The organism is Nostoc sp. CMAA1605 (assembly GCF_021596505.1).
Classification (GTDB): Bacteria; Cyanobacteriota; Cyanobacteriia; order Cyanobacteriales; family Nostocaceae; genus Trichormus.
Window position 1 is genome coordinate 34,315 of sequence record NZ_PJIZ01000011.1, and the last position, 26,909, is coordinate 61,223.

Annotated in this window: 22 protein-coding genes, 1 tRNA gene and 1 pseudogene; 10 read left to right on the forward strand and 14 right to left on the reverse strand. The window is 40.8% G+C overall.

Going from position 1 to position 26,909, the window contains the following annotated elements:
• Nucleotides 1–139: 139 nt before the first annotated feature.
• Together CV014_RS06250 and CV014_RS06255 are read right to left on the reverse strand one after the other, a co-directional pair.
• The gene (locus CV014_RS06250) at nucleotides 140–1,354 is read right to left on the reverse strand and encodes a DUF790 family protein (protein ID WP_236141241.1); all 1,215 of its coding nucleotides are present in this window, start codon (nucleotides 1,352–1,354) and stop codon (nucleotides 140–142) included.
• On the reverse strand, nucleotides 1,284–2,837 hold the full coding sequence (locus tag CV014_RS06255) for a DEAD/DEAH box helicase family protein (RefSeq protein WP_236141242.1): 1,554 nt from the start codon (nucleotides 2,835–2,837) through the stop codon (nucleotides 1,284–1,286). The genes CV014_RS06250 and CV014_RS06255 overlap by 71 nt, the downstream gene beginning before the upstream one ends.
• Nucleotides 2,838–3,397: 560 nt before the next feature.
• Here CV014_RS06255 and CV014_RS06260 point away from each other — a divergent pair.
• The 4 genes from CV014_RS06260 to CV014_RS06275 all read left to right on the forward strand — a co-directional run bounded on the left by CV014_RS06260 (nucleotide 3,398) and on the right by CV014_RS06275 (nucleotide 7,816).
• On the forward strand, nucleotides 3,398–5,713 hold the full coding sequence (locus CV014_RS06260) for a hybrid sensor histidine kinase/response regulator (protein WP_236141243.1): 2,316 nt from the start codon (nucleotides 3,398–3,400) through the stop codon (nucleotides 5,711–5,713).
• Nucleotides 5,707–5,886: a hypothetical protein gene (locus CV014_RS06265; protein WP_236141244.1), complete on the forward strand. Its 180-nt coding sequence runs from the start codon at nucleotides 5,707–5,709 to the stop codon at nucleotides 5,884–5,886. Before CV014_RS06260 ends, CV014_RS06265 begins: the two co-directional genes overlap by 7 nt.
• On the forward strand, nucleotides 5,886–6,527 hold the full coding sequence (locus CV014_RS06270) for a YqiA/YcfP family alpha/beta fold hydrolase (protein ID WP_236141245.1): 642 nt from the start codon (nucleotides 5,886–5,888) through the stop codon (nucleotides 6,525–6,527). The genes CV014_RS06265 and CV014_RS06270 overlap by 1 nt, the downstream gene beginning before the upstream one ends.
• A gap of 149 nt (nucleotides 6,528–6,676) precedes the next feature.
• Nucleotides 6,677–7,816: a histidinol-phosphate transaminase gene (locus CV014_RS06275; protein WP_236141246.1), complete on the forward strand. Its 1,140-nt coding sequence runs from the start codon at nucleotides 6,677–6,679 to the stop codon at nucleotides 7,814–7,816.
• 80 nt (nucleotides 7,817–7,896) lie between these two features.
• Here CV014_RS06275 and CV014_RS06280 read toward each other — a convergent pair whose 3' ends face one another.
• The 3 genes from CV014_RS06280 to CV014_RS06290 form a co-directional block, all read right to left on the reverse strand.
• The gene (locus CV014_RS06280) at nucleotides 7,897–8,058 is read right to left on the reverse strand and encodes a hypothetical protein (protein ID WP_236141247.1); all 162 of its coding nucleotides are present in this window, start codon (nucleotides 8,056–8,058) and stop codon (nucleotides 7,897–7,899) included.
• A 3-nt stretch (nucleotides 8,059–8,061) separates the two neighbouring features.
• Nucleotides 8,062–8,598, reverse strand: coding sequence for a hypothetical protein (locus CV014_RS06285; protein ID WP_236141248.1), 537 nt, complete (start codon nucleotides 8,596–8,598; stop codon nucleotides 8,062–8,064).
• A gap of 811 nt (nucleotides 8,599–9,409) precedes the next feature.
• Nucleotides 9,410–10,054 carry a GNAT family N-acetyltransferase gene (locus tag CV014_RS06290; RefSeq protein ID WP_236141249.1) on the reverse strand — a complete coding sequence of 215 codons (645 nt, stop codon included), beginning with the start codon at nucleotides 10,052–10,054 and terminating at the stop codon, nucleotides 9,410–9,412.
• Between the two features lie 1,135 nt (nucleotides 10,055–11,189).
• Between CV014_RS06290 and CV014_RS06295 the strand changes: the two genes are divergently transcribed.
• From CV014_RS06295 to CV014_RS06305, 3 genes are all read left to right on the forward strand, one after another.
• Nucleotides 11,190–14,711 (forward strand): response regulator, encoded by a 3,522-nt coding sequence (locus tag CV014_RS06295; protein WP_236141250.1) that lies wholly within the window; start codon nucleotides 11,190–11,192, stop codon nucleotides 14,709–14,711.
• Between the two features lie 63 nt (nucleotides 14,712–14,774).
• Nucleotides 14,775–16,019, forward strand: a complete 1,245-nt coding sequence (locus CV014_RS06300; RefSeq protein ID WP_236141251.1) for a hypothetical protein — start codon at nucleotides 14,775–14,777, stop codon at nucleotides 16,017–16,019.
• Nucleotides 16,020–16,070: 51 nt separating this feature from the next.
• Nucleotides 16,071–16,141 (forward strand) — tRNA-Gly (locus tag CV014_RS06305).
• A 509-nt stretch (nucleotides 16,142–16,650) separates the two neighbouring features.
• Here CV014_RS06305 and CV014_RS06310 read toward each other — a convergent pair.
• A pseudogene (locus tag CV014_RS06310) lies at nucleotides 16,651–17,073 on the reverse strand (IS630 family transposase); the annotation flags it as partial.
• A 471-nt stretch (nucleotides 17,074–17,544) separates the two neighbouring features.
• On the opposite strand from CV014_RS06310, the gene CV014_RS06315 reads away from it, so the two are divergent.
• The gene (locus tag CV014_RS06315) at nucleotides 17,545–18,015 is read left to right on the forward strand and encodes a phospholipase D-like domain-containing protein (RefSeq protein WP_329608350.1); all 471 of its coding nucleotides are present in this window, start codon (nucleotides 17,545–17,547) and stop codon (nucleotides 18,013–18,015) included.
• Here CV014_RS06315 and CV014_RS29875 read toward each other — a convergent pair.
• Both CV014_RS29875 and CV014_RS06320 read right to left on the reverse strand, forming a co-directional pair.
• Nucleotides 18,012–18,248: a formylglycine-generating enzyme family protein gene (locus tag CV014_RS29875; RefSeq protein WP_268964518.1), complete on the reverse strand. Its 237-nt coding sequence runs from the start codon at nucleotides 18,246–18,248 to the stop codon at nucleotides 18,012–18,014. The two genes, CV014_RS06315 and CV014_RS29875, sit on opposite strands and share 4 nt — an antisense overlap.
• A gap of 19 nt (nucleotides 18,249–18,267) precedes the next feature.
• On the reverse strand, nucleotides 18,268–19,266 hold the full coding sequence (locus CV014_RS06320) for an SUMF1/EgtB/PvdO family nonheme iron enzyme (protein WP_268964519.1): 999 nt from the start codon (nucleotides 19,264–19,266) through the stop codon (nucleotides 18,268–18,270).
• Nucleotides 19,267–19,625: 359 nt separating this feature from the next.
• Between CV014_RS06320 and CV014_RS06325 the strand changes: the two genes are divergently transcribed.
• Entirely contained in the window at nucleotides 19,626–19,838 is a 213-nt protein-coding gene (locus CV014_RS06325; RefSeq protein WP_236141252.1) for a hypothetical protein, read from the forward strand.
• Here CV014_RS06325 and CV014_RS06330 read toward each other — a convergent pair.
• Both CV014_RS06330 and CV014_RS06335 read right to left on the reverse strand, forming a co-directional pair.
• A complete protein-coding gene (locus tag CV014_RS06330; protein ID WP_236141253.1) occupies nucleotides 19,835–20,128 on the reverse strand; it encodes a restriction endonuclease subunit S in 294 nt (97 codons plus the stop codon). The two genes, CV014_RS06325 and CV014_RS06330, sit on opposite strands and share 4 nt — an antisense overlap.
• A complete protein-coding gene (locus tag CV014_RS06335; RefSeq protein ID WP_236141254.1) occupies nucleotides 20,118–23,033 on the reverse strand; it encodes a helicase-related protein in 2,916 nt (971 codons plus the stop codon). The genes CV014_RS06330 and CV014_RS06335 overlap by 11 nt, the downstream gene beginning before the upstream one ends.
• 52 nt (nucleotides 23,034–23,085) lie before the next feature.
• Here CV014_RS06335 and CV014_RS06340 point away from each other — a divergent pair, with 52 nt between their 5' ends.
• Nucleotides 23,086–23,256: a hypothetical protein gene (locus tag CV014_RS06340; protein ID WP_236141282.1), complete on the forward strand. Its 171-nt coding sequence runs from the start codon at nucleotides 23,086–23,088 to the stop codon at nucleotides 23,254–23,256.
• Between the two features lie 117 nt (nucleotides 23,257–23,373).
• On the opposite strand, the gene CV014_RS06345 is transcribed toward CV014_RS06340, so the two are convergent.
• The 4 genes from CV014_RS06345 to CV014_RS06360 all read right to left on the reverse strand — a co-directional run bounded on the left by CV014_RS06345 (nucleotide 23,374) and on the right by CV014_RS06360 (nucleotide 26,909).
• Nucleotides 23,374–24,165, reverse strand: coding sequence for an IS5 family transposase (locus tag CV014_RS06345; RefSeq protein WP_236141255.1), 792 nt, complete (start codon nucleotides 24,163–24,165; stop codon nucleotides 23,374–23,376).
• Nucleotides 24,166–24,508: 343 nt separating this feature from the next.
• A complete protein-coding gene (locus CV014_RS06350) occupies nucleotides 24,509–25,222 on the reverse strand; it encodes a metallophosphatase (RefSeq protein WP_236141256.1) in 714 nt (237 codons plus the stop codon).
• A gap of 101 nt (nucleotides 25,223–25,323) precedes the next feature.
• Entirely contained in the window at nucleotides 25,324–26,136 is an 813-nt protein-coding gene (locus CV014_RS06355) for a metallophosphoesterase family protein (protein WP_236141257.1), read from the reverse strand.
• The gene (locus tag CV014_RS06360) at nucleotides 26,133–26,909 is read right to left on the reverse strand and encodes a GTP-binding protein (RefSeq protein WP_236141258.1); all 777 of its coding nucleotides are present in this window, start codon (nucleotides 26,907–26,909) and stop codon (nucleotides 26,133–26,135) included. The genes CV014_RS06355 and CV014_RS06360 overlap by 4 nt, the downstream gene beginning before the upstream one ends.

Consider the following 26,909-nt stretch of genomic DNA (forward strand, 5'->3'; position numbering starts at 1 on the left):
TTAAGTAGAACGACTTGAAAAAACCAAACTATGTGAAGTAATGTAAAAAGATTGGTATCTAGTTTGTAGTAAGGACTTCAGTCCTTATTAGAGGACTAAAGTCCTCACTACAAACCTTGAATTATCTACACCGTTCTACTTAATCAATGACTGCTAACACAGACTTGGGTAGTAATTTATCTTTAAACCAAATAATTCTGGCTGGCACATTATCTAATTTAATACCGGCTTTTTCTAAATTCAATCTTTCGGAAATAGCCAAAATTAAGTTATCACAACCAGAACGCCGCACTTGAGAAAACTTTTTCTGTAAATATTCTGGTCGCCAATATCCAACTATTTCTAATAAAAATTCCCGTCCATCGGGATGCACTAAGCGAAAATCGGGAATCATCACACTCCCAGGAATAGGGATTAAATCAACTTCTCTCTCTAATACCCAGTCGGTTTTCATCGCATCCCATTTATCAGCGAAGGATGCTTCTAACATACTGTCGTAGGGCTTACCTTTGGAGTAATGGGAAACTAAACCACATTCAGAATTCAGGGTAAATCTGCCAGTCCGCCAAGTATCTGTATAAACATCACGGGTTTGTAAGGTGGCGGCGAGACTCCATTTGGTAACATGAAGTAAGGCGGGAATTAATTTAGCGATCGCTAATCCGTAGCGTGTACTCGGAGTAAATAAACTCGTCGGCCCGTCTACCGTAATTGTAAAGCCGTGGTCAGCATCACCTTCGATATAAGCCATTAATTGAAACAATTTCAAATAGCGAAATAGCAGCTTATATTCTCCTGGAACATTGCGATGGGCATTTAATATTAATTTACTCGCTTTATAAAATATCCCCTGCACTTGCGATAAATTATATCGATTAATTAAATCTACACCTGTAGGTGTGTCAAAGTTGGTGAGGATTCTATTTTCAACTAAGTCAGCATAGAGTCCATCATGGACTTGTTGCGGTAAGATTTCCCGTTCTAATTCTTGGGTTAATTCATCGGCAATTTTCACCAATGTCATTTGAGTTGATTCTCGACTCGGTGGAGATTTCGCTGCTAAGGCGAACACCCTTTCTCTTAACATTGGTGGTTCTAGGGGACTTACTACTTCAAAAGTACAAAAATTGCTTTTAATAATGTAAGCTAAACCCCGCTTGACTCGATAATCTGTAGCATCACCTTCTAAGTCTAAAAGTTGACGCTCAAGTTCACCTTGAGTTTTACCCAAAGCTGACTGAAAACAATTGATTAACTCGTTAGCTAACTCTAAATTTTTCGTGTCAATTTTCAGTCTCTTGGGAATGATTTCTTCGCCGTTTAGACGGTGGCTGAGTAGTTCTGTAGGTAGCATTTCCCTGGTTATTCTCTGGTGATTTATCGACTACATAATTAATTTCTAATTGTTCGGCAGCTTTAGCGACTTCTCCCTTACCACTGCCGTAAACTACTTTTAAATTCGCTTTTTTATCTTCACCCCGTCGCCTTGCTGATGTATTTTCTTCGCTGGTATCTTCGGCTATAACTTCGTACAGAATTGCTTGTTTATCTGCAATATTTCCCTTCCGTAAAACTCTCCCCAAGCGTTGAATATATTCTCTAGTTGAACCAGTCCCCGATAAAATAATCGCCACGGAAGCGGCGGGAACGTCAACACCTTCATTTAAAACATGGGAAGCCACCAAGGTATTATATTCACCTTCCCGAAATTTAGTTAAAATTTCATGGCGTTCTTTAACTGCGGTTTGATGGGTAATGGCGGGAATTAATAAGTCTTGGGAAATTTTGTAAACTGTGGCATTATCAGCCGTAAAAATTAAAATTCTTTCGGGATAATGTTTGGCGAGTAAATTAGCTAAAATGCGTAACTTACCATCAGTGCCGAGAGCAATTTCTTTGGCTTCGCGGTGTGCTAACATGGCTCTACGTCCAGATTGCGATCGCGCGCTCATCTGCACAAACATTTGCCAACCTTGAATACTTCCCAAAGAAATCTTTGCTTGACGCAAAAAATCATTGCGAATTTGAACTAATTCATTGTATCTTTCCCGTTCATGCTGTGATAATTTCACCTTAATCTGCACTATTTCGTGTTCTGCTAACGCCTTCCCAGCTAAATCTTCGGCACGTTTGCGATAAACTTCTTGCCCAATTAAAATATTTAAATCTGCGTGTTTCCCATCGGTGCGTTCTGGCGTGGCTGAGAGTCCTAAACGATAGGGTGCGATCGCATATTCGGCAATGACGCGGTTAAAATCTGTAGGTAAGTGATGGCACTCATCAAAAACAATCAAAGCATATTTATTCCCCAAAGCTTCGGCGTGAATGGCTGCACTGTCATAGGTGGCGACTAAAATCGGCGTTTTATCCCGCGAACCACCCCCCAATAAACCCACCTCCGCATCAGGAAACGCCGATACCAAATGAGCATACCACTGGTGCATTAAATCTAGAGTCGGCACAACAATTAGAGTCGTGCGGGGTGTAGACTGCATCGCCATTTGCGCCAAATAAGTCTTCCCCGCCGCCGTAGGTAAAACAACTACCCCCTGTCTTCCCGCCAGTTTCCAAGCTGCTAAAGCTTCACTTTGATGGGGATAAGGTTGCATTTCTAGACTCGCTACCAAGTCCACAGGATAAAATTCTTTAGCTTCATCGATAAAGTCAACATCTTCCGCTTGCAGTGCTTCCACCACAGCACGATATTTCATTCCTGGAATGCGGAATTTTTCGACTCTATCATCCCAAGTAGCATAATCCATCCAAGCTTTACCCCGTGGTGGTGGATGTAAAATTAATGTGCCGCGATCAAACGTTAAGGTGGGAATACGAGCCATTAGACATTGGTAATCATACACTGAGGACTGCAAGCATTTTACATCGCCACCACGCAAAACCTTATATCTCTCTAGTCATTAGTCATTAGTCATTAGTCATTAGTCAACACTCAGCACTCAGCACTCACCACTCAGCACTCACCACTCACCACTCACCACTCAACACTCAGCACTCAGCACTCAGCACTCACTACTCACTACTCAGCACTCACCACTCAGCACTCACTACTCAGCACTCAGCACTCAGCACTCACCACTCACCACTCACTACTCAGCACTCAACACTCACCACTCACCACTCACCACTCACCACTCACCACTCAACACTCAACACTCACCACTCACCACTCACTACTCACTACTCACCACTCAGCACTCACCACTCAGCACTCATTACTCAGCACTCAGCACTCACCACTCCTGATTCAGCCTTTAGACAGATTTACAAAGAAGAACGTCAAATTGGCATTTAATCTATGCAAAATTAGTGTGGAGCGATCGCATTTTCTCACCTATTTTGGGAATAATGCTCTAGCTAGAGGCACAAAGGAGAGGCCACCTTGAAAGGAATACGCCCCAGGTTTTTATCCTACACAGTGGCATTTTTGACTGTCAGTGTTGCTTTATTGCTGACGTTCATCTTCAAACAACTTTTAACACCAACTATTTTTTTACTATTTTTTGCCGCCGTAGCTATTAGTTCTTGGTACGGTGGACTTCAGTCAGGACTACTAACAACTTTATTATCTGCCTTTAGCATCGATTTCTTTTTCCTCGACCCCAAATTTTCCCTATATGTCAACAATTTAGATAGCAAGTTACGTTTATCTTTATTTGTATTAGTTTCAACGCTAATTGGTTGGTTGAACTCCGAGCTAGGTACTTCTAAGCGGAGATTAGAATTTACTAATCAGCAGCTACAAGAAAGTGAAGCAAAATTTAGAAGGTTAGTAGACTCTAATATTATCGGGGTGATTGTTGCTGATCTGAATGGGCTAGTTCTAGAGGCTAATGATGCTTTCTTAAGGATAGTAGGCTATACACAAGAGGATTTACACAAAAGCAGAGTTAATTGGCTACAAATTACACCGCCGGAATATTTGGCACAAAGCGATCGCGCGATCGCTACACTCAAAACTACAGGTGTATGTCACAATCTAGAAACTGAATACATCCGTAAAGATGGTAGTCGAGTATACGTAATAGTAGGCTTTGCCTTATTAGAACGCTCACACAATCAAGTAGTCGGATTTGTACTAGATATCAGCGAACGGATTTTAGCAAAACAAGCCCTCCAAGCCAGTGAAGCCAGACTCAGGAAACTCACAGAAAAAGTCAGGGTAATTCCTTGGGAAGTAGATATCGCCCAAAATAAATTTACCTATGTGGGGCCACAAAGCGAAGAAATTTTAGGCTACCCTCCAAAAGACTGGTACTCAGACAATTTTTGGGATGAACACATACACCCAGAAGATCAAAATTGGGTGATTAAACATTGCCATGAATCATCACTGTCTTTAGATAACTATGAATTTGAATATAGGATGTTAGCGGCTGATGGCAGAGTTGTTTGGCTACATGACATCGTTAATGTTGTGCGTTCTGGCACAGAACCACGATTACTACATGGCTTTATGATTGACATTAGCGAACGCAAACAAGCAGAACAAGAACGCCAACAACTTTTAGAACGGGAAAAAGCCGCACGCACCGCCGCCGAAGTCGCCAACCGCATCAAAGACGAATTTCTTGCTATCCTATCCCATGAGTTGCGTACACCACTGAATGCTGTCTTAGGCTGGGTACAACTGCTGAGAAGTCGTCAATTTGATCAAATTACAACCGAGCGCGCCTTAGAAACCATAGAACGCAACACCAGAGTTTTAACCCAAATAATTCAAGACATTTTAGATGTATCCCAGATTATTCGGGGTCAAATGCGCCTGACAATTCAGCCATTAGACTTGACAAATATACTCAAGAATGAAATAGAAACTATTCAGCCTGCTGTCAATGCCAAAGAAATTTCCCTCCAGCACGAGTCAGAACCTAACATTGGCTCAGTTATGGGTGATATCAACCGCATACAGCAGATTATCTGGAATTTGCTCAGTAATGCTGTCAAATTTACTCCCAAAGGCGGTAAAGTCACAGTCAAACTCAGGCGTGTAGATTCTTCAGTGGAAATTCAGGTAAGTGACACAGGCTCAGGTATCGCCCCCGAATTCCTACCCCACGTATTCGAGCGATTTCGACAAGCCGATAGCTCTACAACGCGATCGCACGGCGGATTAGGATTAGGACTAGCGATCGTTCGTCACCTTGTAGAATTGCATGGCGGTAAAGTCTACGCCACCAGCCCAGGACTTGAGCAAGGAGCTACTTTTGTGGTAAACCTACCCATGAAAGCCATTGTTGAACCAATAAACCACAACCAACCAGAATTAAATCCCACCGAAACGGAGAATTTTAATCACTTACCCATACTCAAAGGTTTACGCGTCCTAGTTGTTGATGATGAACCAGACGCACAAAAATTAATCAGCACAATTTTAGAAGACTATGGCGCGCAAGTAATGACAGTCTCTTCTGCCCCCGAAGCCCTACAAGCCTTACCGCAATTTTATCCAGAAATTCTCATTAGCGATATTGGAATGCCTCAAACAGACGGTTATACACTCATTCGTCAACTGCGATCGCTCCCACAATCACAAAGCAGCACAATTCCAGCGATCGCACTAACAGCATATGCTAGACCAGAAGACCGTACCAAAGCACTGTCAGCAGGTTTCCAACTACACCTCCCCAAACCAGTCAATCCCGATGAGTTGGCATCTGTGGTTGCTAATTTAGCAGGCAGAACTTTTGATTGTTAACTGGGGATTGGGGACTGGGGACTTGTACTGAGCTTGTCGAAGTATTGGGGATTGGGGATTGGGGAGACAAGGTAGACAAGGTAGATAAGGTAGGAGATGAGAAAAACTATTCCCTATTCCCTATTCCCTATTCCCTATTCCCTATTCCCTATTCCCTGTTCCCTGTCCTCTAATGACTACCCAATACATCTACCTACACGGTTTTGCTTCCAGTCCCAAATCAGTGAAAGCACAAGATATCAGCGATCGCTTTACTCAAATACAAATTCCCCTGACTATTCCTGATCTCAATGCTGGGGACTTCTCAGAGTTAACCATCTCACGCCAAATTAAACAGGTTGTTACCACTTTTACCAGTGACTCTGTACCCGTTACCCTCATTGGTTCTAGTTTAGGAGGCTTGACTGCTGCCCACATAGCACAGCAGTATTTGCAAGTAGAACGCCTAGTGCTGCTAGCACCAGCTTTCGGCTTTTTATCGCATTGGTTAACCAAATTAGGCGAAGAAACCATACAGCGTTGGCAACAAGAAAAGTTTCTCATGGTTTATCACTATGGTGAAAAGCGATCGCTCCCTTTAAGCTACAATTTTGTAACAGATGCCACCCAATACTCCGAAACTCAATTGCAACGCCCCATTCCCACATTAATACTCCACGGCAAGCAAGATGAAGTCATTCCCATCACCGCCAGCCAAGATTTTATACAATCCCGTCCCTGGGCGAAGCTGATAGAACTAGACAGCGATCACGCCCTTGGTAATGTTACAGAAGAAATTTGGCAAGCCATTCAGGAATTTTGTCAATTATTTTAGGGATTGGGGACTGGGATTAGGGGAGGCAGGGGAGGCAGGGGAGGCAGGGGAGGCAGGGGAGGCAGGGGAAGCAGGGGAAGAAAAACTAATGACTATTGACTATTGACTGTTGACTAATGACTAATGACTAATGACTATTAACTAAAACTATGCTTCCTTTTATTCGTTCAGATTTAACTCAACTCAACGCTTACAAACCTCACCCTGGTAGCGATACCGCCGCCGCAGTCCCAACTCAGTTAGATCGTTTAGATACAAACGAAAGCCCCTATGATTTACCCACTGAGTTAAAACAAAAACTAGCTTGGACTTATCAAGAAGTCATTGAAACCAATCGTTACCCAGATGGGGGACATCAAGCCCTAAAAAATGCGATCGCTGAATATGTTAATGAATCATCTGGTGCTACCCCATCTCTATTTACTGCTGACCATATTTCTGTAGGTAATGGTTCAGATGAACTGATACGTTCTGTATTAATTGCTACTTGCTTGCGAGGAGAAGGTTCTATACTTGTGGCTAATCCCACCTTTTCCATGTATGGGATTATAGCTAAAACTTTAGGGATAAATGTAGTAGAAGTTACTAGAAATCCTGCGAACTTTGAAATTGATTTAACCGCAGCCCAAGCTGCAATAGAACAAACTCAAAACCCTCCCATTCGCGTAGTTTTCGTTGTTCATCCCAATTCACCCACGGCTAACCCCTTAACCACCAATGAATTAACTTGGTTAAAAGGTTTGAGTGAAAACATTTTAGTCGTAATTGATGAAGCGTATTTTGAATTTAGCCAAACGACTTTAGTTAATGAACTCGCACAACGTCCCAACTGGATAGTTTTACGCACCTTTTCTAAAGCCTTTCGCCTCGCAGCTATGCGTGTAGGCTATTGTATAGCTCATCCAGAAGCGATCGCCATTCTAGAAAAAGTCCGCCTACCCTACAATCTACCCAGTTTTACCCTAGCTGCGGCTCTCGTAGGCTTACAAAATCGGCAAATCTTGCTAGAGTCAATTCCCCAAACCCTCAATGAGCGTAGCAAACTAATTACAGCTTTATCTCAAAACCCAGCATTGCAAGTAATAGACAGTGCTGCCAACTTCATTTTCGTGCGTCTACAACCAGAAATTACCCAATCACAAAATATATCTTTAAAACATCTTCATCAAAACTTAAGAAACCAAGGTACTCTCATCCGAGAAATTAGCGGTGGACTAAGAATTACCATCGGTACCCCTGAAGAGAACGCCCGCACACTAAATCGTATTGGAGAGTATTTTAGTCAATAGTCAATAGTCAATAGTCAATAGTCAATAGTCAATAGTCAATAGTCATTACTCATTACTCATTACTCATTACTCATTACTCATTACTTCAACCTTGTCTCCCAATGACCAATGCCCAATGCCCAATGCCCAATGCCCAATGCCCAATCCCCAATGCCCAATCCCCAATGCCCAATGCCCAATGCCCAATGCCCAATCCCCAATCCCCAATCCCCAATCCCCAATCCCCAATCCCCAATCCCCAATCCCTATTCCCTATTCCCCCAACGCCTCACCATTCCCACTGTTTGAGGTAAAACTCCTACCAACAAAGCGAAAACCTCATCTGGCAAATTAGCAACTGCGTCCTGGGGAAAATATTGCTCAAACTGATCTAAGATTTTCTGCACGCGCTGCTGAGGTAGTGTATGTTCAGTAATCTGCTTGATCAGTCTAATCCACTGCCGTCGAATGAGATAGGCTTTCTGCCGTTCTTCATAGGATTCTGATGTGAGTAAAGACAAATTTCCTATAGGAATGACCATTTGGCAATCAGCATCATATTCACCTCCAACTGCTGCGCCTGGCCCGGCAAATTCAGCATGATAGCGTTTAATCAGAATTAAACCATTCCGCCTACGACTGTTGACGATTAAAACTTGGCCACTTTGTAGTAACGTCAAAACATCCGAACTGTATGTTGGCTCGGTTCCATCTGGCATGACAAAACTGTCAAGGCAATTTTTGTCAGAGTAGTAAGTTGATACCATAGTAACCTGATAGCGGCGGTTTTTTTCGCTATCCATTGCTTGCTCAAACTTTTGTATGGTGTAAATTTGGAAATTTGCTATGGGATTTTTTGTTGATATTCACTCTTTTGCTATTGATATTTCTTTAGTAAAAGAATTTTGAGTTTACTTTTAACTAAGATTTCAAGAAATAGAGGGGCTGACATGATTAAGTAATCACATTTTATGTGATCTAACTACATTTGTCTGCCAATTAAACTCAAAATATTTAAAGTTTCCATGAAGTTAATATCTTTATTGCTAAGTTATTGTAAGGAAAATAAGCGAATTTAAACGTAATTTTACTGACATCACAATTATAGTTTAAATGTTATCTTCTGATGTATTTAAAGCTGAAGTTGAGCTAACTTCCCTTTAACATATCAAGATCAAATCGACATATTTTTTATATAAACCTTTCTTAAAGCTAGATCATAATCTGCTTATCAAAAGTCTTGCCGAAGTCGTACATCATCGAAAATACACAGCAAAATTAGCCCACCTCTAGTCCTAATTGGTAATTACAGTCTCAGTCTATATGGCTTGAGATTCGGGGCTAACAAACGGCAATATACTATCGATATCAAGAACTACAGTAGTTGATATCTGGTTATTTTTCACCCATGTTTTTTATCCAAAACCATAAGGTAAGACTGCTCACTCATATGGAAAAATTGCGTATTTAAACTAAACTAGTGAGAATATAAATTATTTTTTGCCAGATGTTGCGAATTTTGAATAAACATAACCTAACCTTTAACTAAGTAGTTCTCACAAACTGACTAAAGCAAGAATTTTCCCTAAATAATTTACATACCATTACAAAATATTAGGTTGAAGCGTCTAAGGGCAAATGTTTATGTAGTAAAATGTGCCGTGACTGTCGAAATAAGAATATATTCATATCGGATTCTACTTTGTGTACCTTATATCCCAGCTTGAAATAAAGCTGCCTGGCTTGATAGTTATTTTCTAAAACGTGGAGATATAAATCCTCAAACCCCCATTCCTGTGACACTTGTTCACAGCTAATGAGCAACTTGGAGGCGACACCGTGCCTGCGGTATTCTGGGTGAACAGCTAAGTTAGATACATAAAGGAACCTCCTATTATCCCTTGTCCAAATATCACTGACACGCACACCCATCTCTACAGTACCCACTAATTGTTGAATTCCATCAACACTGGTATTGACAGCAACTAAACAGATATGATGTGGAGAAGATAAAAGTAGACGATGCTTAAGATCCTCATAAATACCTAAACGCAGCAAAGGAAATACCAATCCCCAAAAACCATTTTGGGAGTGAAAGCTTTCTGCAATAATTTGAGCCACAGCCTTTAAATCAGCAGAGTTAGCCGCACGAATTTGCAAGTGCTGAGAACTGCTTGGTGTTGGTGAAGTGACTTGTTGTTGGTGATATGGATCAAAAAACCAGTATGTCAAGGTAAGTTCACTGCTAATGTTTTTCAATGGCAATCTTTTCAAATATCCTAAAACACCGTCAGCAAGTCAGCTGAAATTATTTCAGGTTATTTGGTGTACGCTTGACAAACAAGCCAGCAGTAGAAGCTGACTTATCCGTGAGAGTCAATCAAGGGGTGTGGGGGTATAGGGGTATAGGGGTATAGGGGTATAAGGGAAACCCCATCAATAAAATTGAGAGGCTGGGTAAAAGGACACCGTATGTTGAAATACATCTTTCAGCGTACTCTATGTTGAAAAATAGAGGCTTGTATCCTTTTTTTCGGAGGCTCATCATCTCTTACACCCTTACACCCTTACACCCCAGGATAGTCAATGGGACTTGTAGAGTGGGCTAACGCCAGAATATAGTAGTCTATAACCCTAAGCGTAGCCGCTACGCCAAAAAATCAGATGAATAACCCTTACCAGAACACAATTTCAACATTCATGAACATAGTTTGATTTATAGCCCTTACAGACTTGGCAAACTATGAAAAATTGCAAAGATAAAAAATTAACTCAGTAAGAATATAATAATTTAGCACATTAATTATGGTTGCCAACATGATCAACACCATACCAATGAACTAGAGACTGGGGTTCTTGATGAATAAGTCACTTTCCCCGTATATGTTGCCACTAAGACCACTTTCAGACTAAATTTCCTCAAAGCCATATAGACGCGATATATTAGTCTAACGATATACTTTTTGTTTCAACTAAGCTAGTAATTTTACTGATTGCCAAATAATTGGTATAAATAAAATTTACTTGAAAGTGTTAGTGCAACTGTCACAACGGGAAAACTGAGAGTGTAGTTTAATCGAGTTTCTTAACCTGAGCGAGATTACTGCATAGAGGATTTAGATGGTAAATACTGGAGGTGAGGCAATATTTGACCAGTCAATATAGAATCTGTAAAAAAATCACTAATAATGAAACTAACTGCACTGCTCCAATGTCGATGGCAGTTATTACCAGCCATTGAGATTGATGAATTATGAATAGTTCCATACTACGCAGTCTTGTAGCCACATCACCGTATTTGGTTACAATGTTCTGTCTACGACTGACTCATAAACATTCTTATCTGAATTAGATTGTCCTTTATCCCACTGCCGTTACAGCAGGAAAGCGGTGCATGAAATCCCAAGTAAACAGTAAGCCTAAAATTTTGGTTGTTGATGATGAACCAGACAACCTTGACTTGCTCTACCGCACCTTCTATCGCGAGTACAAGGTGCTAAGGGCAACATCTGGCCCTGCGGCACTGGATCTGCTGGCACAAGAGGGAGAGGTTGCAGTCATCATCTCTGATCAGCGTATGCCGATTATGAGTGGGACGGAATTTTTAAGCCTCACGGCAACGCAATATCCAGATATTATTCGGATTATTCTAACTGGCTACACTGATGTCGAAGACTTAGTGGAAGCGATTAATGCTGGTAAAGTATTTAAATATGTTACAAAACCCTGGGAAGCAGAAGAACTCAAGGGTGTAGTTCGTCAAGCTTTAGATACTCACAATGTTCTCAAGGCGCGGACTCGTGAACTAACCCGCACCCTACGCCAAGAATCGCTGCTGAATACTATTACAAATACAATTCGCAGTGCTTTAGACTATCGGCAAATTTTACAAGCGATTGTTGATACAGTTGGGCAGATGTTGGAGGTGGATGTTTGTCTATTGCGTCCCTTCCAAGATGAACAATTAGTCGATGAAGGATTTATTTATCAAAAAGCGGCTTCAGCAGAGGTTAATCAAGAAGACAGCACAGCACCCATCAATCATCCCACCCCCGCTTCCGTACTAGCCCAGACGGTTTGGGAAACCCGCGAAGTACAAGTAATTAATGATGTCGAGGGAGATGAGAGAGTTTACGGGGGTACATCTGAACTACAAAATAGAGCAGAAGCCTTTGAGGAGGCACATATCTCCTCTAGCTTAGTTGTACCCCTTTTGTGGCAACAGCAATTGATGGCGGTGTTAGCATTACACCAGTGTCACCAAGGGCGAATTTGGGAAGCAGATGAGGTGCAATTGGTGTTGATGGTGGCGGATCAAGCTGCTTTAGCTTTATCACAAGCTTATGCTTATGAGCAAGTACGCGCCTTAGCCAAACGAGAAGCTTTAATTAATACAGTTACTACAGCGATTCGCTCTAGTCTCAACCCCCAAGATATTTTTGCTGCGATTACGCAGCAATTAGGACAGGCTTTGCAAGTAGACGGCTGTGTTTTATCTTTGTGGGCAGAAGAAGATGAGTATGTGCAGTATGTGGGGTTGTATGATAGCTCCCGTCCTCTAGAGAATCATTCCCTGGCTGTCTCTGATAAAGAATATAGTGGCAATTATCAATTAAATATACCTGGCTTGGCGGAATCGCAAGTACCAATTCGGGACAATCCGATTTTGCAAGAAATCATCAAGACACATGAGCCTGTGGTAATTGATGACTTGAATAATTATGGCTCAAAAATTCAAGGCTTTGATTTACCAGGAAAACAGCCAGCCCGATCGCTGATGGTAGTACCTTTAGTAGCTGATGATAAATGTATCGGTAGTATTACCTTAAGAGAAGGGAGCAAAGCGAGACGCTGGTTATCATCGGATATTGAGTTAGCCAAAACTGTAGCTGATCAAGCGGCGATCGCAGTACAGCAGTCACGCCTCTATCAAAAAACCCGTGAGCAAGCAGAACGTCTATTACAGCTAGATAAACAAAAAACCGAGTTTTTCCAGAATATTTCCCACGAATTCCGTACACCCATTACCTTAATTCAAGGGCCGTTAGAGTCAGCAGTCAGCACCGGGGAGGGGTTATCCTATGACCAAAGTGCGATCGCTTTACGAAACTCTCGACGGTTACTCAGATTAGTTAACCAGTTACTAGACTTACAACGCTTAGACGCTGGGAGGATGCAGCCGAGTTTTCGTCCTAGCGACTTAGTGGAGTTTGTCAGTCAAATTGTGGAGTCATTTCGTCCCTACTGTGAGAAAAAATCCCTACAGCTAGCGACTGACTTTAGTGAATGTCCCACCGTTTATTTAGACATGGAAAAATTTGACAAGGTAGTTTACAACCTACTGTCAAATGCCATGAAATTTACTCCTGAAGGCGGGACAATCAAAGTTACCCTCAAAAATGTTGGCAATCGTTGCTTATTACAGGTACAGGATACAGGCATTGGCATCGCGCAAGAGCAGATTCCCCACTTATTTGAGCGATTCCGTCAAGCTGAAGGTTCAGAAAATCGCTCTTATGAAGGTAGTGGACTGGGTTTAGCCTTAGTTAAAGAATTAGTAGAATTACACGGTGGTGCAGTTACAGTTGAGTCAGTGTATGGTCAAGGTACCACCTTTAGCCTCTTGTTGGTAGCTGGTAACGCTCATTTACCCCAACAGCAAGTATCAGAAACCCGTGTAGAAGTGAATACCAGTCGAGCTAGTGTAGAGTTAGCCGATTTAGAACTGGTAGAACTCAACACAGATACAACGTTAGACTTAGATTTATCTATACCTGTAGAAGCGCAACCTACTCCAAGAGAACACACACCAGGAACAGCAAGCGATCGCTCCCAATACTCTATTCTTGTAGTAGACGACAACGCGGATCTGCGAACCTACGTGTCTGATATCCTGCGGCGTAGTGGCTATCAAGTTCAAACAGCGCGCAACGGTTATGAAGGCTTTGGTAAAGCTCAAGCAATTCATCCTAACTTAATTGTCACCGACTTAATGATGCCAATGGTGACGGGATTAGAAATGATTCGGATGATTCGCAGTGAGGAAAAACTGAAAGGCACACCTATTATCTTACTGACAGCCAAAGTTGACGAAGAAACCCGCATCGAAGGGACAGAATATGGAGCTGATGCTTATTTAGCAAAACCATTCAATGATCGGGAACTTCTAGCGGAGGTTCGCAATCTTCTAGCCTTGAAAGAAAACGAGAGACGGGTTTTGGAGTTAAACACTTATTTGACAGAATCTGTACTCAAACGATTTTTACCGCCTACTTTGGTTTCCAAAGCAGCGGCGGGTGCTTTAAGCTTAGATTTACGTCCAGAACCACGGTTAATTACAGTGTTATTTAGTGACATTGTTGGGTTTACCCAGTTAGCCAACACCCTCAGATCCCGACGCGTGGCTGAATTGCTGAATGAATATTTAGAAGCCATGACCAAAGGGGTATTTGATAACGGTGGCACAGTAGATAAATTTATGGGAGATGCAATTTTAGCTTTGTATGGTGCGCCAGAAGAACTCACTCCTAATGAACAGGTGCGTCGAGCCGTGAATACAGCTAGAGCTATGCAAAAGTCATTGATAAAATTAAACCAAAAATGGCAAAGTCAAGGCATATTTGATGCTGAACATGGCAGTGGCGTACAGTTTCGCTGTGGAATTCACCAGGGTACAGCCGTTGTAGGAATGTTTGGGAGTGCGGAAAGGGCAGACTACACCGCAATTGGGCCGAGTGTCAATATTGCGGCTAGATTGCAAGCTGCTGCGGTTCCAGGTACGATTTTGGTTTCGGCGGCGGTTGCTGATTATTTACAGGACGAAGAAATTACTAAAGGTAGTCCATTGAAGCTCAAAGGAGTTGATGAAACAGTTTTGACCTTTGTTGTGACACCAGAAGTAACTGTCAATCGTTAAAATATAAGAATTTGACTTGACTGTGAGCCAAAGCATGGAATTTCATTTAGTTCCCGATGCAACATGACTGGAAAAGTTGCAGATAAAACCCCCATAGCAGCCAAATTTGGGCGGCGACATGAAGATCCGCCTGGTTTGTGGATAGCTGTAGCTATAGGTTCATTGTCTTTGCATTTGCTGGTTTTTTGGCTAATGCGATCGCCGAATGGATTTCGTCCTTGGTTTCCTCAACAAAGCCAAGACATTGTTCCTGTGGAGTTGATAGAAGTTGCACCTCAGCCATCAACAAGCCAAACAACAGTAGCACCAAAAACTACAACTAAAGATGAGCAGACTGTCAATTTAGATAGCAGTGTTCAGCAAAATAACACTCAAAATGAGTCTCCATCTGAGACACAAATATTGGCTCAAGAAAAGTCTCCTCCAATAGAATCGACACCAACCCCAACCCCAACTCCAACTCCAACCCCAACACCAGAAGCGACACAGCCAACCCCACTACCAACTCCCCCTATAGTTCCATCAGGCGATCGCCCTTGGGAACGTCGCGAAGACATAGAATTAGGTAAAGGCACACCATTACCATCAGATACTCCTCCTGTTACGCCAGAACAGATTGCTAAATCAGAAGCAGTAGAAGGTACAACACCACGCACTCAAGAGGAAGAACCAGTCAACAACTCCTCTCAGGAATCTCCATCCTCTCCCAATGAAGCAACGAACGGTAATGTTGGTGAGCAAAATTTCCCTGCTAATGGAGAATCTACCAGTGATTCTAATAACGTAGATACTCCACCTACTCCCAATGGAGAAACCGCTAGTAATTCTAGTGAAAATAACTCATCTTCTAACCCAGAAACCACTAATAACCCCACTACGGAAAATTCACCCCCTGCTAACAGTGGTGGATTGATCGCAGGCGTACTTTCCATAGATGATAATGAAGCGCGCCAACTTATACAGCAAGGCCTGATTAGAAACCGAGATATTCCCAGTGTTTTTGCTGTATACCAAGGAAACACAACAAAATCTCTAGAAAATAGCTCCAGCTATCTCCCAAGCAACTCTACACTACAACCGGCAAAATTATTAGTAAGTTTAATCATTGATCAAAATGGTAGCTTCCAACAAGCGCAAGTTTTAGAACTTCCTGGTGAATTGCAAAGTGAAAAGGGTGTATACGAGCAAATCGTCAACGACATATTCAAAAACGACAGTTGTATCCCAGCTAAAAATCAAGACGGTACACCACTAGACCTAAGCAATTGTTATATATGGGTTGATATCAAGCCTCAAACCGCTAATTAAATACTTGAATTATTAATACAGTCGTGTTAAACTAATATAGTTGCAAATTTTGCGGGCGTAGTTTAGTGGTAAAACTATAGCCTTCCAAGCTATTAATGCGGGTTCGATTCCCGCCGCCCGCTTAAACCTCAAAAACCTTGTGAGTCTTACATCACAAGGTTTTTTTGTATTTATAGAATAGTTATCTTAATAGTACATACGCACCAAAAATTGATAAAAATTTGGGGTGGTTTAGGTTATCCCTGTTCTGTCACTCTCCGAAAACTTTTGCCATTTCTGAATTCTATAGCTTTTATATAACAGGCGTTTGCGCGATTGTTTTCTGATAATAAATACAAGACCAACTTTTTTCTAATAGTATAGCTTGTATTGATGCCCTCATAGGGCTTCTAGCGATTTCCCTCCCGGAAAATGACAAAAGCGGGTTATCCCTGTTCTGTCACTCTCCGAAAACTTTTGCCATTTCTGAATTCTATAGCTTTTGTATAACAGGCGTTTGCGCGATTATTTTCTGACAATAAATACAAGACCAACTTTTTTCTAATAGTATAGCTTGTATTGATGCCCTCATAAGGTTTCTAGCGATTGCCCTCCCGGAAAGTGACAAAAGCGGGTTATAGCAATACGAACATACGTTAGGACATTGCTTAAATGCAGCATCTACACAATCACGAAATGCTTCAAATTCATCCCACCGTTGCCTCATCCAGTTTTTGAGTACAAACCACCAACGTTCAATTTTGTTAAAATCGGGGGAATAGGTGGGCAGATACCAGATTTCACATTGAGCTTCTGCCACAATTTCATTGATGAGTTGAGAACGATGAAAAGTTGCATTGTCAATGACAATTACATCACCTGGTTGCAACTGTGGCAGTAGACACTGCTCTAACCACATCTCAAATAAATCGCGGTTACAAGAACCCTCAAAAGTCATGGGCGCAAAAACTTTGCCTTCTTTGAGGGCGGCAATCCAACTGACTCGTTGAGTACGCCTTCCGGATTTAAGACTATGAAAACGCTGCCCAATCTCACAATGCACTTGTTGCACCAGTTCATCAACAGACTGCTGGTTCTGCTCTTTAAATGGGACAAATTGACCAGTGGCTTTTAGTTCCTCAAGGAGAGACCGAATTATTTCTCGAATTAATTCTGCATCTGCGCCTTGGTAAATGCGATCGCCTATTTCAGTAAAAAATATGCTGCCGTGCGTTACGAACTGCGTTGATAGAATTATTGTAGATGAAGCGGGAATGATACCACAGCATCAGACAGTAGCTGTGATTGGCTAAACTCTAAACCTAATTTACTTAATGTTGCCGTATCTAGAGCAGAAGAACTGTTTATTTTAGTTGGTAATCTTTATAGATTAGAAAAAGCTCAAGGTTATACCCGTAAACTTGTAGAACATATTCGAGAACATGGTGAAATTTTTGAGTACAAATCCAAAGATGACTTTCCTGAACAGAGGCCAGAAGCTACCCTTGTTCTTGATTGTGATCATTTAGATATTTTAAAAACAGCTATTGATGAAGCTGAAGAAGAAATCACGATTGTTACACCTTGGATTCGTGGTTTACATAAAAACTCAGAACCAGAGCGGTTTGCTAGAGAGATATTATCAGCTTTACAAAGAGGGGTAAAGATAGAAGTAATTTATGGTTATATGGGTGCTGATGGCATTGATGATAATGACATTAAAGCGGAAAACCATTTGAGAAAATTAGTTCCTCAATATCCAGGTTTAACACTACATTCTTTAGGAAAAGAACAATATAAACGAAGTAAAGGTACAAATCAGAGAATTTTAATTTGTGACTCTAAATTTGCTGTCGTTGGTAGTTGGAATTGGCTTTCTCACCTCTACAGAGATTACTGCATTAAGAATCGTGGCAATACAAAAGCTCAGATTCGTCAAGAAACTAGCATAAAAATTTTAGAATCAACTTTAATCTCCGAAATCAAAAACCAAGTAAAACAATATTTAAAGGTTTAGGAATTTTCAAGACAACACACTACTCGAAACCCGAATGACTCATTGCGTGTACTGGGATTTTCATAATAGCGAGATGCAGAACGACAATAACTAAAATCATAATCCCAAGAACCACCCCGAAGCATTCTATATTCTGGATTTCCATCTATTATCCATACACTACCATCTGATGGTGCATCTTGATAGTCTTCATGTTGATAGTCAGCGCACCATTCCCAAACATTTCCGTACATATCATATAATCCAAAGCTATTAGCAAGGAAAAATTCCGACTTCGCTGGTTTGACTCACACGAAAATGTGTTTGTCGTTCCTCACAATAATCCGCTAAATCTCTCGTAATTATTGCACCACAATAAAATGAAGAGGTTGTGTTAGCACGACAAGCATATTCCCATTCTGCTTCACTAGGTAAACGATAGACTCGTCCTGTTTTCTGTGAGAGTCTAGCACAAAATTCTTGTGCTTCATACCAAGAAATACACTCTACAGGTAATTTATCTCCTCTAACATATGATGGCTCAGATTCAAGTTCGTATTTGATTTTTGGAAAATTTGCAACCTCTCGCCACTGTGCTTGAGTAATAGGATATTTACCCAGAAAGAATGGTTTAAGAGTAACTAAATGTTGAGGTCGTTCATCCTCCACTGTTCCAGATTCGTCTTTAGATGCTCCCATTGTAAATGAACCCCCAGGTATAGAAACCATTTTTAGTTCAACACCCTTGTTCAAGTCTTCTACAAAGTATTCTGCTTGTTTAATAGAACGTCTAGTAATGTTTCCCTGCTTACCTACTGTTACCGTTTCAAAATCAAAGGTTGAAATAGCTGGCAGTTCTGCTCTAGGTAAATATTGAAATATTTCTGAATTTGTGAGTTCTAGTTTTTTACTTATCTCATAATCAACTGGTGGCAAATATTTAGCTAATGTGTCAATCCTGGTGTTACTAAAAACTTCTTGTAATACTTCTCTTAAAGCTTCCTTGATTATTTCTGGGTTTATGCCGTTGTAGATATCGCCAAATTGATTACCTTTGGCTTGTCCCATGTTGTAATTATATTTTCCTAATTGGAAGACAATTTGATATACTTGCTGCCTATCTGCATTTAATATTGATGTGAATTTTTGTATGTCATCTGCTTCTACTCCAAGATTCGTTAGTGTACTAATGACAGTTGATATGTCAGTTTGTGCGGCTTCACCTTTAGCAATACGTTCAAAGATTGTAATTAATTCACTGAAATTAGACAATTTGAACTCCATAGATTTGTTGAACGTATATAGTAAGTAAGATATTTTTATCAATTTAAAAGCAGGATATTTATTTTTAACAAAAAGATTAAGTTAGATTTTGCAGATGTATATCTATGTTGATTGAAACATTGCTTTAAACAAGAAAATTAAAATGCGATCGCCACTTCTTAAAACCATAACTGAGCAATAAAATCTGTATTGAATTACACTTTTTTATGGATTGATGATTTTAAGGTGTATGAATTTATTAAAAAGTGTATGAAAAAGATTCACTATATTTGTGCAGAATTACCACATATCGGGATAGATAATGATGCTACGGTAAATACAGAATGGCTATCTGGTAATTTTAAGTTATGCCCTCCCCCGATCAACTACTGGCTATCTTTGACCGCATTGTTGAAGGTAAAAATACTAATGAGGCGGATATTGAGCAATTGCGGCGATCGCTCAAAATAGTTGAAGGTGTGATACAGTTAGTATCCCAAAATGGCAAATTCAACAGTAACATTGGGCAGATAACTGGGGAGCATACTTGTCAATCTGCCCCTAAGGAAAATGGCTATTAGGCTGTTAACACTTGTTTTGCTGCGATTTCCATCGGTTTGTCGCTGCTGTCTCGCCCTTGTTTCAATTTGGCTTCTAGGGTATCGCAGAGAGACATCAGGCGATCGCACTTCTCTACAATCCGTTTTTGTTCTGCAAGTGGGGGAAGGGGAACTAAAATTTCTCGAATCTTGCCAACACTTAAGCTAAACAAACCACTTGTAGTTATAGCTAAATTCCTCATTTCTGCCATACCACTAGGAGAATTGAGAAAAAGGAGTGTAAACCTGTATTTCCACGTTTTATTTTTCATAGTTAGAAGTGTCATCTAGCAACCAATTTATTTCTACTGTCTTGTCAAAAGGTACGAGATAAAGACCACAAATTTTGCTGACTCTATCTACTGAAATATTCTCAAAATCACACCAAGCACGGGCAGCTTGGTTAGCTATCTTTTCAATCTCAGCAGCTTGAATTGCGGCACAAGGTTCTGATTCTATACAAGTAATTAAGTCAAGAATAGCAAGTTCATCTTGCTTTTCAAGCTTTTTGCTTGACAAGTTGAAAAGTATGGGACAATACTTACTTTCATATTTAAGCAGTACAAAGATACGGGGTTGAGGCTTGGAATAGTTCCTTGCACTCAGTAAATATTCTGGCAGTTCTTCAGCACGCCTCCGGTATTGTTCAAGCACTGCTACATGAGACATTATGGACTCAGCACCAAGTCCACCAATGTCTTTCAAAAACTTACTGTCTCGTGTCAGTTGTTCCACATCCAAATCACTATCAAGCGTTATTTCAGAGTGTTCTCCTTCTGATATGACACCAGATCCCAAAATGCGTTTCGATTTATCGTGGCGATGAACAATGCGAGTAAATCTCTTACAGATATCGTTGTGTACGCGGGAGAGGCTGTGTGTTTGATCTATGATTGACGGTACAAGTGTATAGAACTGAACCACTCGTTCAGAATTTGCGGTCATCCTCAACACTCTACCTGCCCTTTGAAATAGCTCATCCGCTCCTTCGGGTGGGTCGTAGTTTACCACAGTATCGGCATCTTGTAAATTAACACCTACACCATCTGCATCAGTACAAATTAGTACATCATACTCTCGGCTTGCATTGTAATTATGAGAACGTGGTGAAAACTGTTTTAGGACTTCAGAACGCTGTAGTCCAGCCTTCAATCGTGGATTACCTTCATCTGTTTCAACCGTACAACCAATCCTAAGTGCCTCATTAAATGTTCTCTCCAACATACTTAGTAAATACTGGGCAGTCAGATATCTCTTGACAAATATGATGACTTTACCCCTCGTATCTAGGCAATGCTCCTCAATAATGTTCTGCAATTTCCGAAACTTGTCATCTGTGTAGTTACTCTGCCTAAGCCGTGCCAACGGTGGTATCAGAGTATCTATACGCTCTTCCAAGCTTAGATACATCGGTGTTTTATGAGGCCGGTTTTGTGTATCAACCACGTTAAAAGAACGATGTTCTTGATTATGAATATCAGTAGCAGACTCTTCCCATAGGTTTAGAGTGAGTTGAGATGAGTCTTCTGTTTGCTCACAAGAGCTTAATGTCGCAAGATTGCGTTCAATACTGTCTGCCATTGCAACAGGTGAACTAAGCCAGTTTGTAAGTGAGGAATTATACACTGTATCGATCGCACTCTCGCATAGAGCCATTTTCTCATCATCAAACCATTCATGTGGAGACTTAAAAGCTTGATCAAAACAACGGCGATCAAAAGCAGCTTGTAGTTCAGGCTGTAAGAACAACTGGTAGCGTAATGAATATAGTTTGAGGCTTTTTGGTAGATAACGTCGTTCATCACCAAACTGAATAAAAGTTCGTCCGTTTGTATCAATATCACCTCTGTTTCGAGCCATTTGTAAAACGTGAGGTAATCCTAAAATGGTCACGATTGGTAAGCGGGAAAACTCTTCGGCATCACTAATTTCCCAAGGAATTTGCTCTTCCAATAGATTAGGTTTATAAAACCGATGAGGTAGAAGATATAGCAAACTATTAAGATTTAAGTAATCTGTGCCGTATGCTGTAGCCGTGAGCAGAAAGATTTTTGCACCTGCTTTAACTGCTGGTACTATACGTTCATAAACCAAACTTTTACCACGCTTGGACTTTTTCCGTAGAAGTTCATTTCGGTAGAAGTGAGCCTCATCAATAATAATCACAGTATTATCATTAGCTCGTTGAAGCAGCTTCTCTAGCTGGGTTGTTAGATGGCGAGATTCCTCAGAAGCTTTGCGAAACAGCAGATCAATGTTAAAAAACTTAAAGTAAATATTGCGATTTTCAAGCTGCTGTTCCCAATTTTCGCGTACTCCACCAGGAGCAATTAAAATAACTAGACTGGTTCTGCCTATCGGTTGCAAACGCAAAGCAATTTCAGCACCTATAACAGTCTTACCCAGACCAGTCGCAGCTATGATAAGTGCGCCACCATACTCATTAGCTTGACGAAGAGCGCGTGCAATTACACCCTTCTGATAATACACAGGAGAATACGCACCTGAACACAAAGGATATTCAGCTAAGTTATTGAGCAGAAAAAGTGTTTTAAGATATACCTCGAATGGGGTGGCGAGATTAAGCCAATCCTCTAATTTTTTGATCAGTTCAGCCAGTAAATCTTGGGCATTTTGAGCAACATCATCATACCAATTTGTAAACAAACAGATCCGCTCAGAATCGTGGCTAACGCTCACTTGCTCTGCTGATTGGCAAAGTCCCCTACCACTGTAGTTTGATGAACCATGCCAGATTAGCTTTGAATCACAGATGTAAAATTTACAGTGAAAATGCACTTGCATTTCGCGGGCATCTCGAATAATGAAGCGTCCGGATTTCATGCGTTCAACTAATTCAAAAACTGTTTTCCACAAATCTGTATCACACTGCCCCAAATCTGCCATAATCTCATCAATGACAGTGGCTCGGACATGCTTTCCTTCTTCCCGACCAACTAAGATTTGAAATTGTACGTCTGATGCCACATACTTACGACCCAACTTGTATCCAACTAGGGTAAAGTAAGCACTAGCAATACGAATTGTATTTTCAGCTTTGGGAAAATAGGCTTTGATAAACTCTAATCCAACACCAGGTCCGACACCTGCAATAGGCTGACCATCAAGACTATACTGTAAAACTAATGCTAACTTCGGCTTAGGCTTACGAGGCATAAGGGGGTGTTACTAATTTCAGTAATACCTATTATCTGTCTTATTGGTACTTATGTACTATAATTTAGCGATCGCTCTGTGCCAATTACTTGATAATGACCCTTTACTTGGACAACCTCAACCAAATTTAAGTTTTACTGGCACGCTGAATATTGTTCGTCGTGCTTTGCCTAAATTCCAACGGCTCCAAATTGAAGAATTTCCCTTTTTTTCACCTGGCTGAAGCGCGAAATTTTGGATGAGCTGATCCCAGCGCCTGTTCGATTAGCATCTCGCAGAGAAGGTGGAAGCAATCCTCGTGTTGTTAGAGGGTGTTTGAAAAGTTTTGAAGGGTGAAAATTTATGCCAGTCGCTTCGCCATGACGCGAATCATGGCAAGATAAATAAAAGTCTCCGATGTTTCGGGTAATAGCTCATAGTCTCTAACTAATCGCCGACATCCCATCAACCATCCAAAAGTTCGTTCTACTACCCAACGTTTTTTGAGTACGGTAAAGCCCTTAGTTTGTTGTGGTCGCAGAACTACCTGCACAATCCAACGGCAAAAGTCCATTACCCACTGCATGAATGGCTCGCCATCAAAACCACCGTCCACCCAAATAGTGGTCAATCGACAGACTTGGTTGTGAGATTTTTTAACCTGTTTGAGAACTTGTTTGCCTCCTTCACGTTCACCGACATTGGCCGCAGTAACCAAGACCCGTAACACTAACCCCAAGGTATCAACTGTGATAAATCGCTTGCGCCCCTTGATTTTCTTACCTGCATCGTAGCCTACGGCTTTCTGCACCATTGCAGCAGTTTTCACACTTTGACTGTCGATAATTGCCTCGGATGGACTCGGATGACGTTCAATATCAATTCTCGTCCACTCTCGTAAACTATCATGGATGTTCAACCAAGTTCCGTCTTTACGCCAGTTGCGGAAATATGTATAAACTGTCTGCCAGGGGGGAAAATCACCAGGTAAGGCTCGCCATCGTACTCCTTCTACCAGGATATAAAAGATGGCATTCAAAATTTCCCACATATCAACTTCGCGAGGACGGCCACCTCTTTTTGCTTCTGGAATTAAATCAGTAATAAGTTCATATTGAACACGGCTCAGGTTACTGGGGTATGCTTTACTCATGTCACTCTCTCGGTGCTGTGTTTTTCACTATTCGCAGCTTACACTGAGAGAGTTTTTTTACAAACTACCCGACTTTTCAAACAACCTCTAAGATGCTCACCTGCTTGGTCTATGGGAAATATCGTTTTGCCATACCCAATGCACTTAGGTCAAGAAGTGATAGAGGATCACCTGTGTGTACTTGGTGCATAATACATAAAAAATGCTACACATCCGAAATTTGAACGTACAAAAACAATCTATCTTGACAATCGCATCGTTATTTGTACACGCAAATTTTCGCGTAGAAGAAGCTTTCAACACATGATATCTTTAATCATGCTTTATTATTGACTTGAAATGATTAACTTACACCATAGCGAACAGTTCTAAATTCTACATGATTAGTTGTAGGAGTATAGAGAGTGTATTTTGCTTCCCCTGGTGTTCTTCCCACATTTCCCACACCGATGACTTGGCGTGGTGATATGTTTACAGTTTGAGGAGATAGTTGTCTATCAAGAGTAGTCACAGATGTAGTAACTGCGCCAGTTTCTAGCTGATATTGAAAGGCTAAACCAGAACGCCCACAAAATAGAGTATTTGCTTGCATTCTTGATAAGCGGTCAAGTATTGTAATTGGTGCAGTATTGGGTGTTAATTCTTCATCTATAGATAGAGTTGTACCGTGGATTAGTAAACAATCTAGTTCAAAAAAACCAAAATCTAAATTTCTTAGCCATTGTACTGTTTGACGAGAAACAGAATCCCAAAGTAGTTTTACTGTTTCGCCGCCATATTTTGCTATTAAATCATCTGTTTCCCCAGTAGCACCCAAACCATGCAAAATTAAACACTGTTCTTCCCACCAACCTTTACAAACAAGGGGTTCTAATTCACCAAGGCGTGGGTTCAGCACTCTTTCTACTAATTTTTCTACTTCTAGATTTGGCCCTATTAAATCACCCAAAATATATACAGCTTCAATTTGATTAATTTGGCGTTTAATATCTGCCAACACAGCTTCATAAGCTAATAAATTACCTTCTATTCCGCTTAAAATAGCCCACTTATTCATTTAAATTTTCACTCTTAGAGATTAGTAAACTAAATAATAGGAAAAAAGCAAAGCAGTAAAAAAATATTTATATTCTACCTTTCACCTTTTGCCTTTTTACTTTACCTAGTACAAACATGAGTTGGATCATCAGCCCTTTCTGCATATTCCAAACCTTGGGCTAAACGCCAAGCGAAAATTGCAGGTAAACCTTTTTCGATGATGGCTGCACAGGTTTTTTGATAGTTGTAAGGTACTTCGCGTAAACTTACTTCTTGAGTGTCGGTGTCATAAATTACATAAGTGGCGTTGGGTCGTCCATGTCGGGGTTCACCAACTGAACCAACATTGATAATTCGCTTTAAAGGTGCAGAAAATTTTATTTCTTTACTGTCTATTCCTACACCTTCTACCCGTACTTGTAGGCTACCAGCTTCTAAATTACGGATATAAGGTACATGAGTGTGACCACAAAATAATACATCTGCATCCGCAGAAATAACTCGTTCTAAAGCAGCAAACGCATCTAGTTCTGGTAATAAATATTCGTGGTTACTTTGGGGGCTACCATGAAAGAAAACTAGGTTATCTAAATTTAAGCCGTGGGGTAATTGAGCTAGAAAATCACGGTTTTCTGGATGTAGTTCTTGATGTGTCCATTCATGGGCGATTTTACCGCGTTTTTCAGCTAACAAGGAAGGATAACTACACTCACAAGAGTTTAAACCTTCAACAATATCCTCATCCCAACAACCGACACAGGTAGGAATATCAAGAGAACGAATTTGTGTAACTACTGCATTGGGATATGGCCCATATCCTACTAAATCACCTAAACAAAAGATTTTTTCGGCTTTTTGTTGGTCAATATCTAGCAAGACTGCATCTAATGCTTCATAGTTACCATGTATGCAGGACATAACTGCTATTTTCACTCGATGTTCTCCTCTAGTAAAATTTGTTTAACTTGCTGTTGGTATTGTGTAATTGCCACTTCTGATAAATAGCAATCTTCTAAAGTTTGCTTCATTGCAGACTCATCTAAATTATTTCCCAATACCTCTAAACCACTAAATCTTTCTGGTCTACCTGCTAAATGGCGTGGTAAGTCTAATTCTAAAAACTCGGTTGTCGGTACACCAGCCACAAAATCTGCGTAGAGTGACCTACCATCAGCCACATCAAACACTCCCTTGGCACGACTCACTTGACCGTAAGCACCATGAGTAATTTCATACCAAAATTCTTGTAAACTGTCTTCATCAATTACCTGTCCATTGCTGGGAACTCGCCACAGTCGATTAGAGATGATATTAGTATCGATGTCTGCACCTGGAATTATCTTATCTGCCCAAGCATGATACTCTGACTGTTGCAGTTTTGGTGGCAGAATAGCCAAAGATTGATAAGGTAAAGCATCTAAGATTGTCTCTACGCTAGTGAGTTCTAAATAAAAGCCTAATTCTATATAAGCAGCCTCGACTTTTGTCAGTTGTTGCAAAAACTCCGTTTCCTGTCCATCGTGAACAACCTTGATATGGGGAAAATCCGCCGCTAGGCGTGTCTGGTCAATGGGGACTTTTCCCGTGCCAGGACTAAAGTAAATTACGTTTACACTAGCAGATAGATTTTGTATTTGTTGGCAAATCCAAGTGGTTTTGCCACAGCCAGCCGGGCCAGCCACAACAGTTATATTTGGTACACTCAT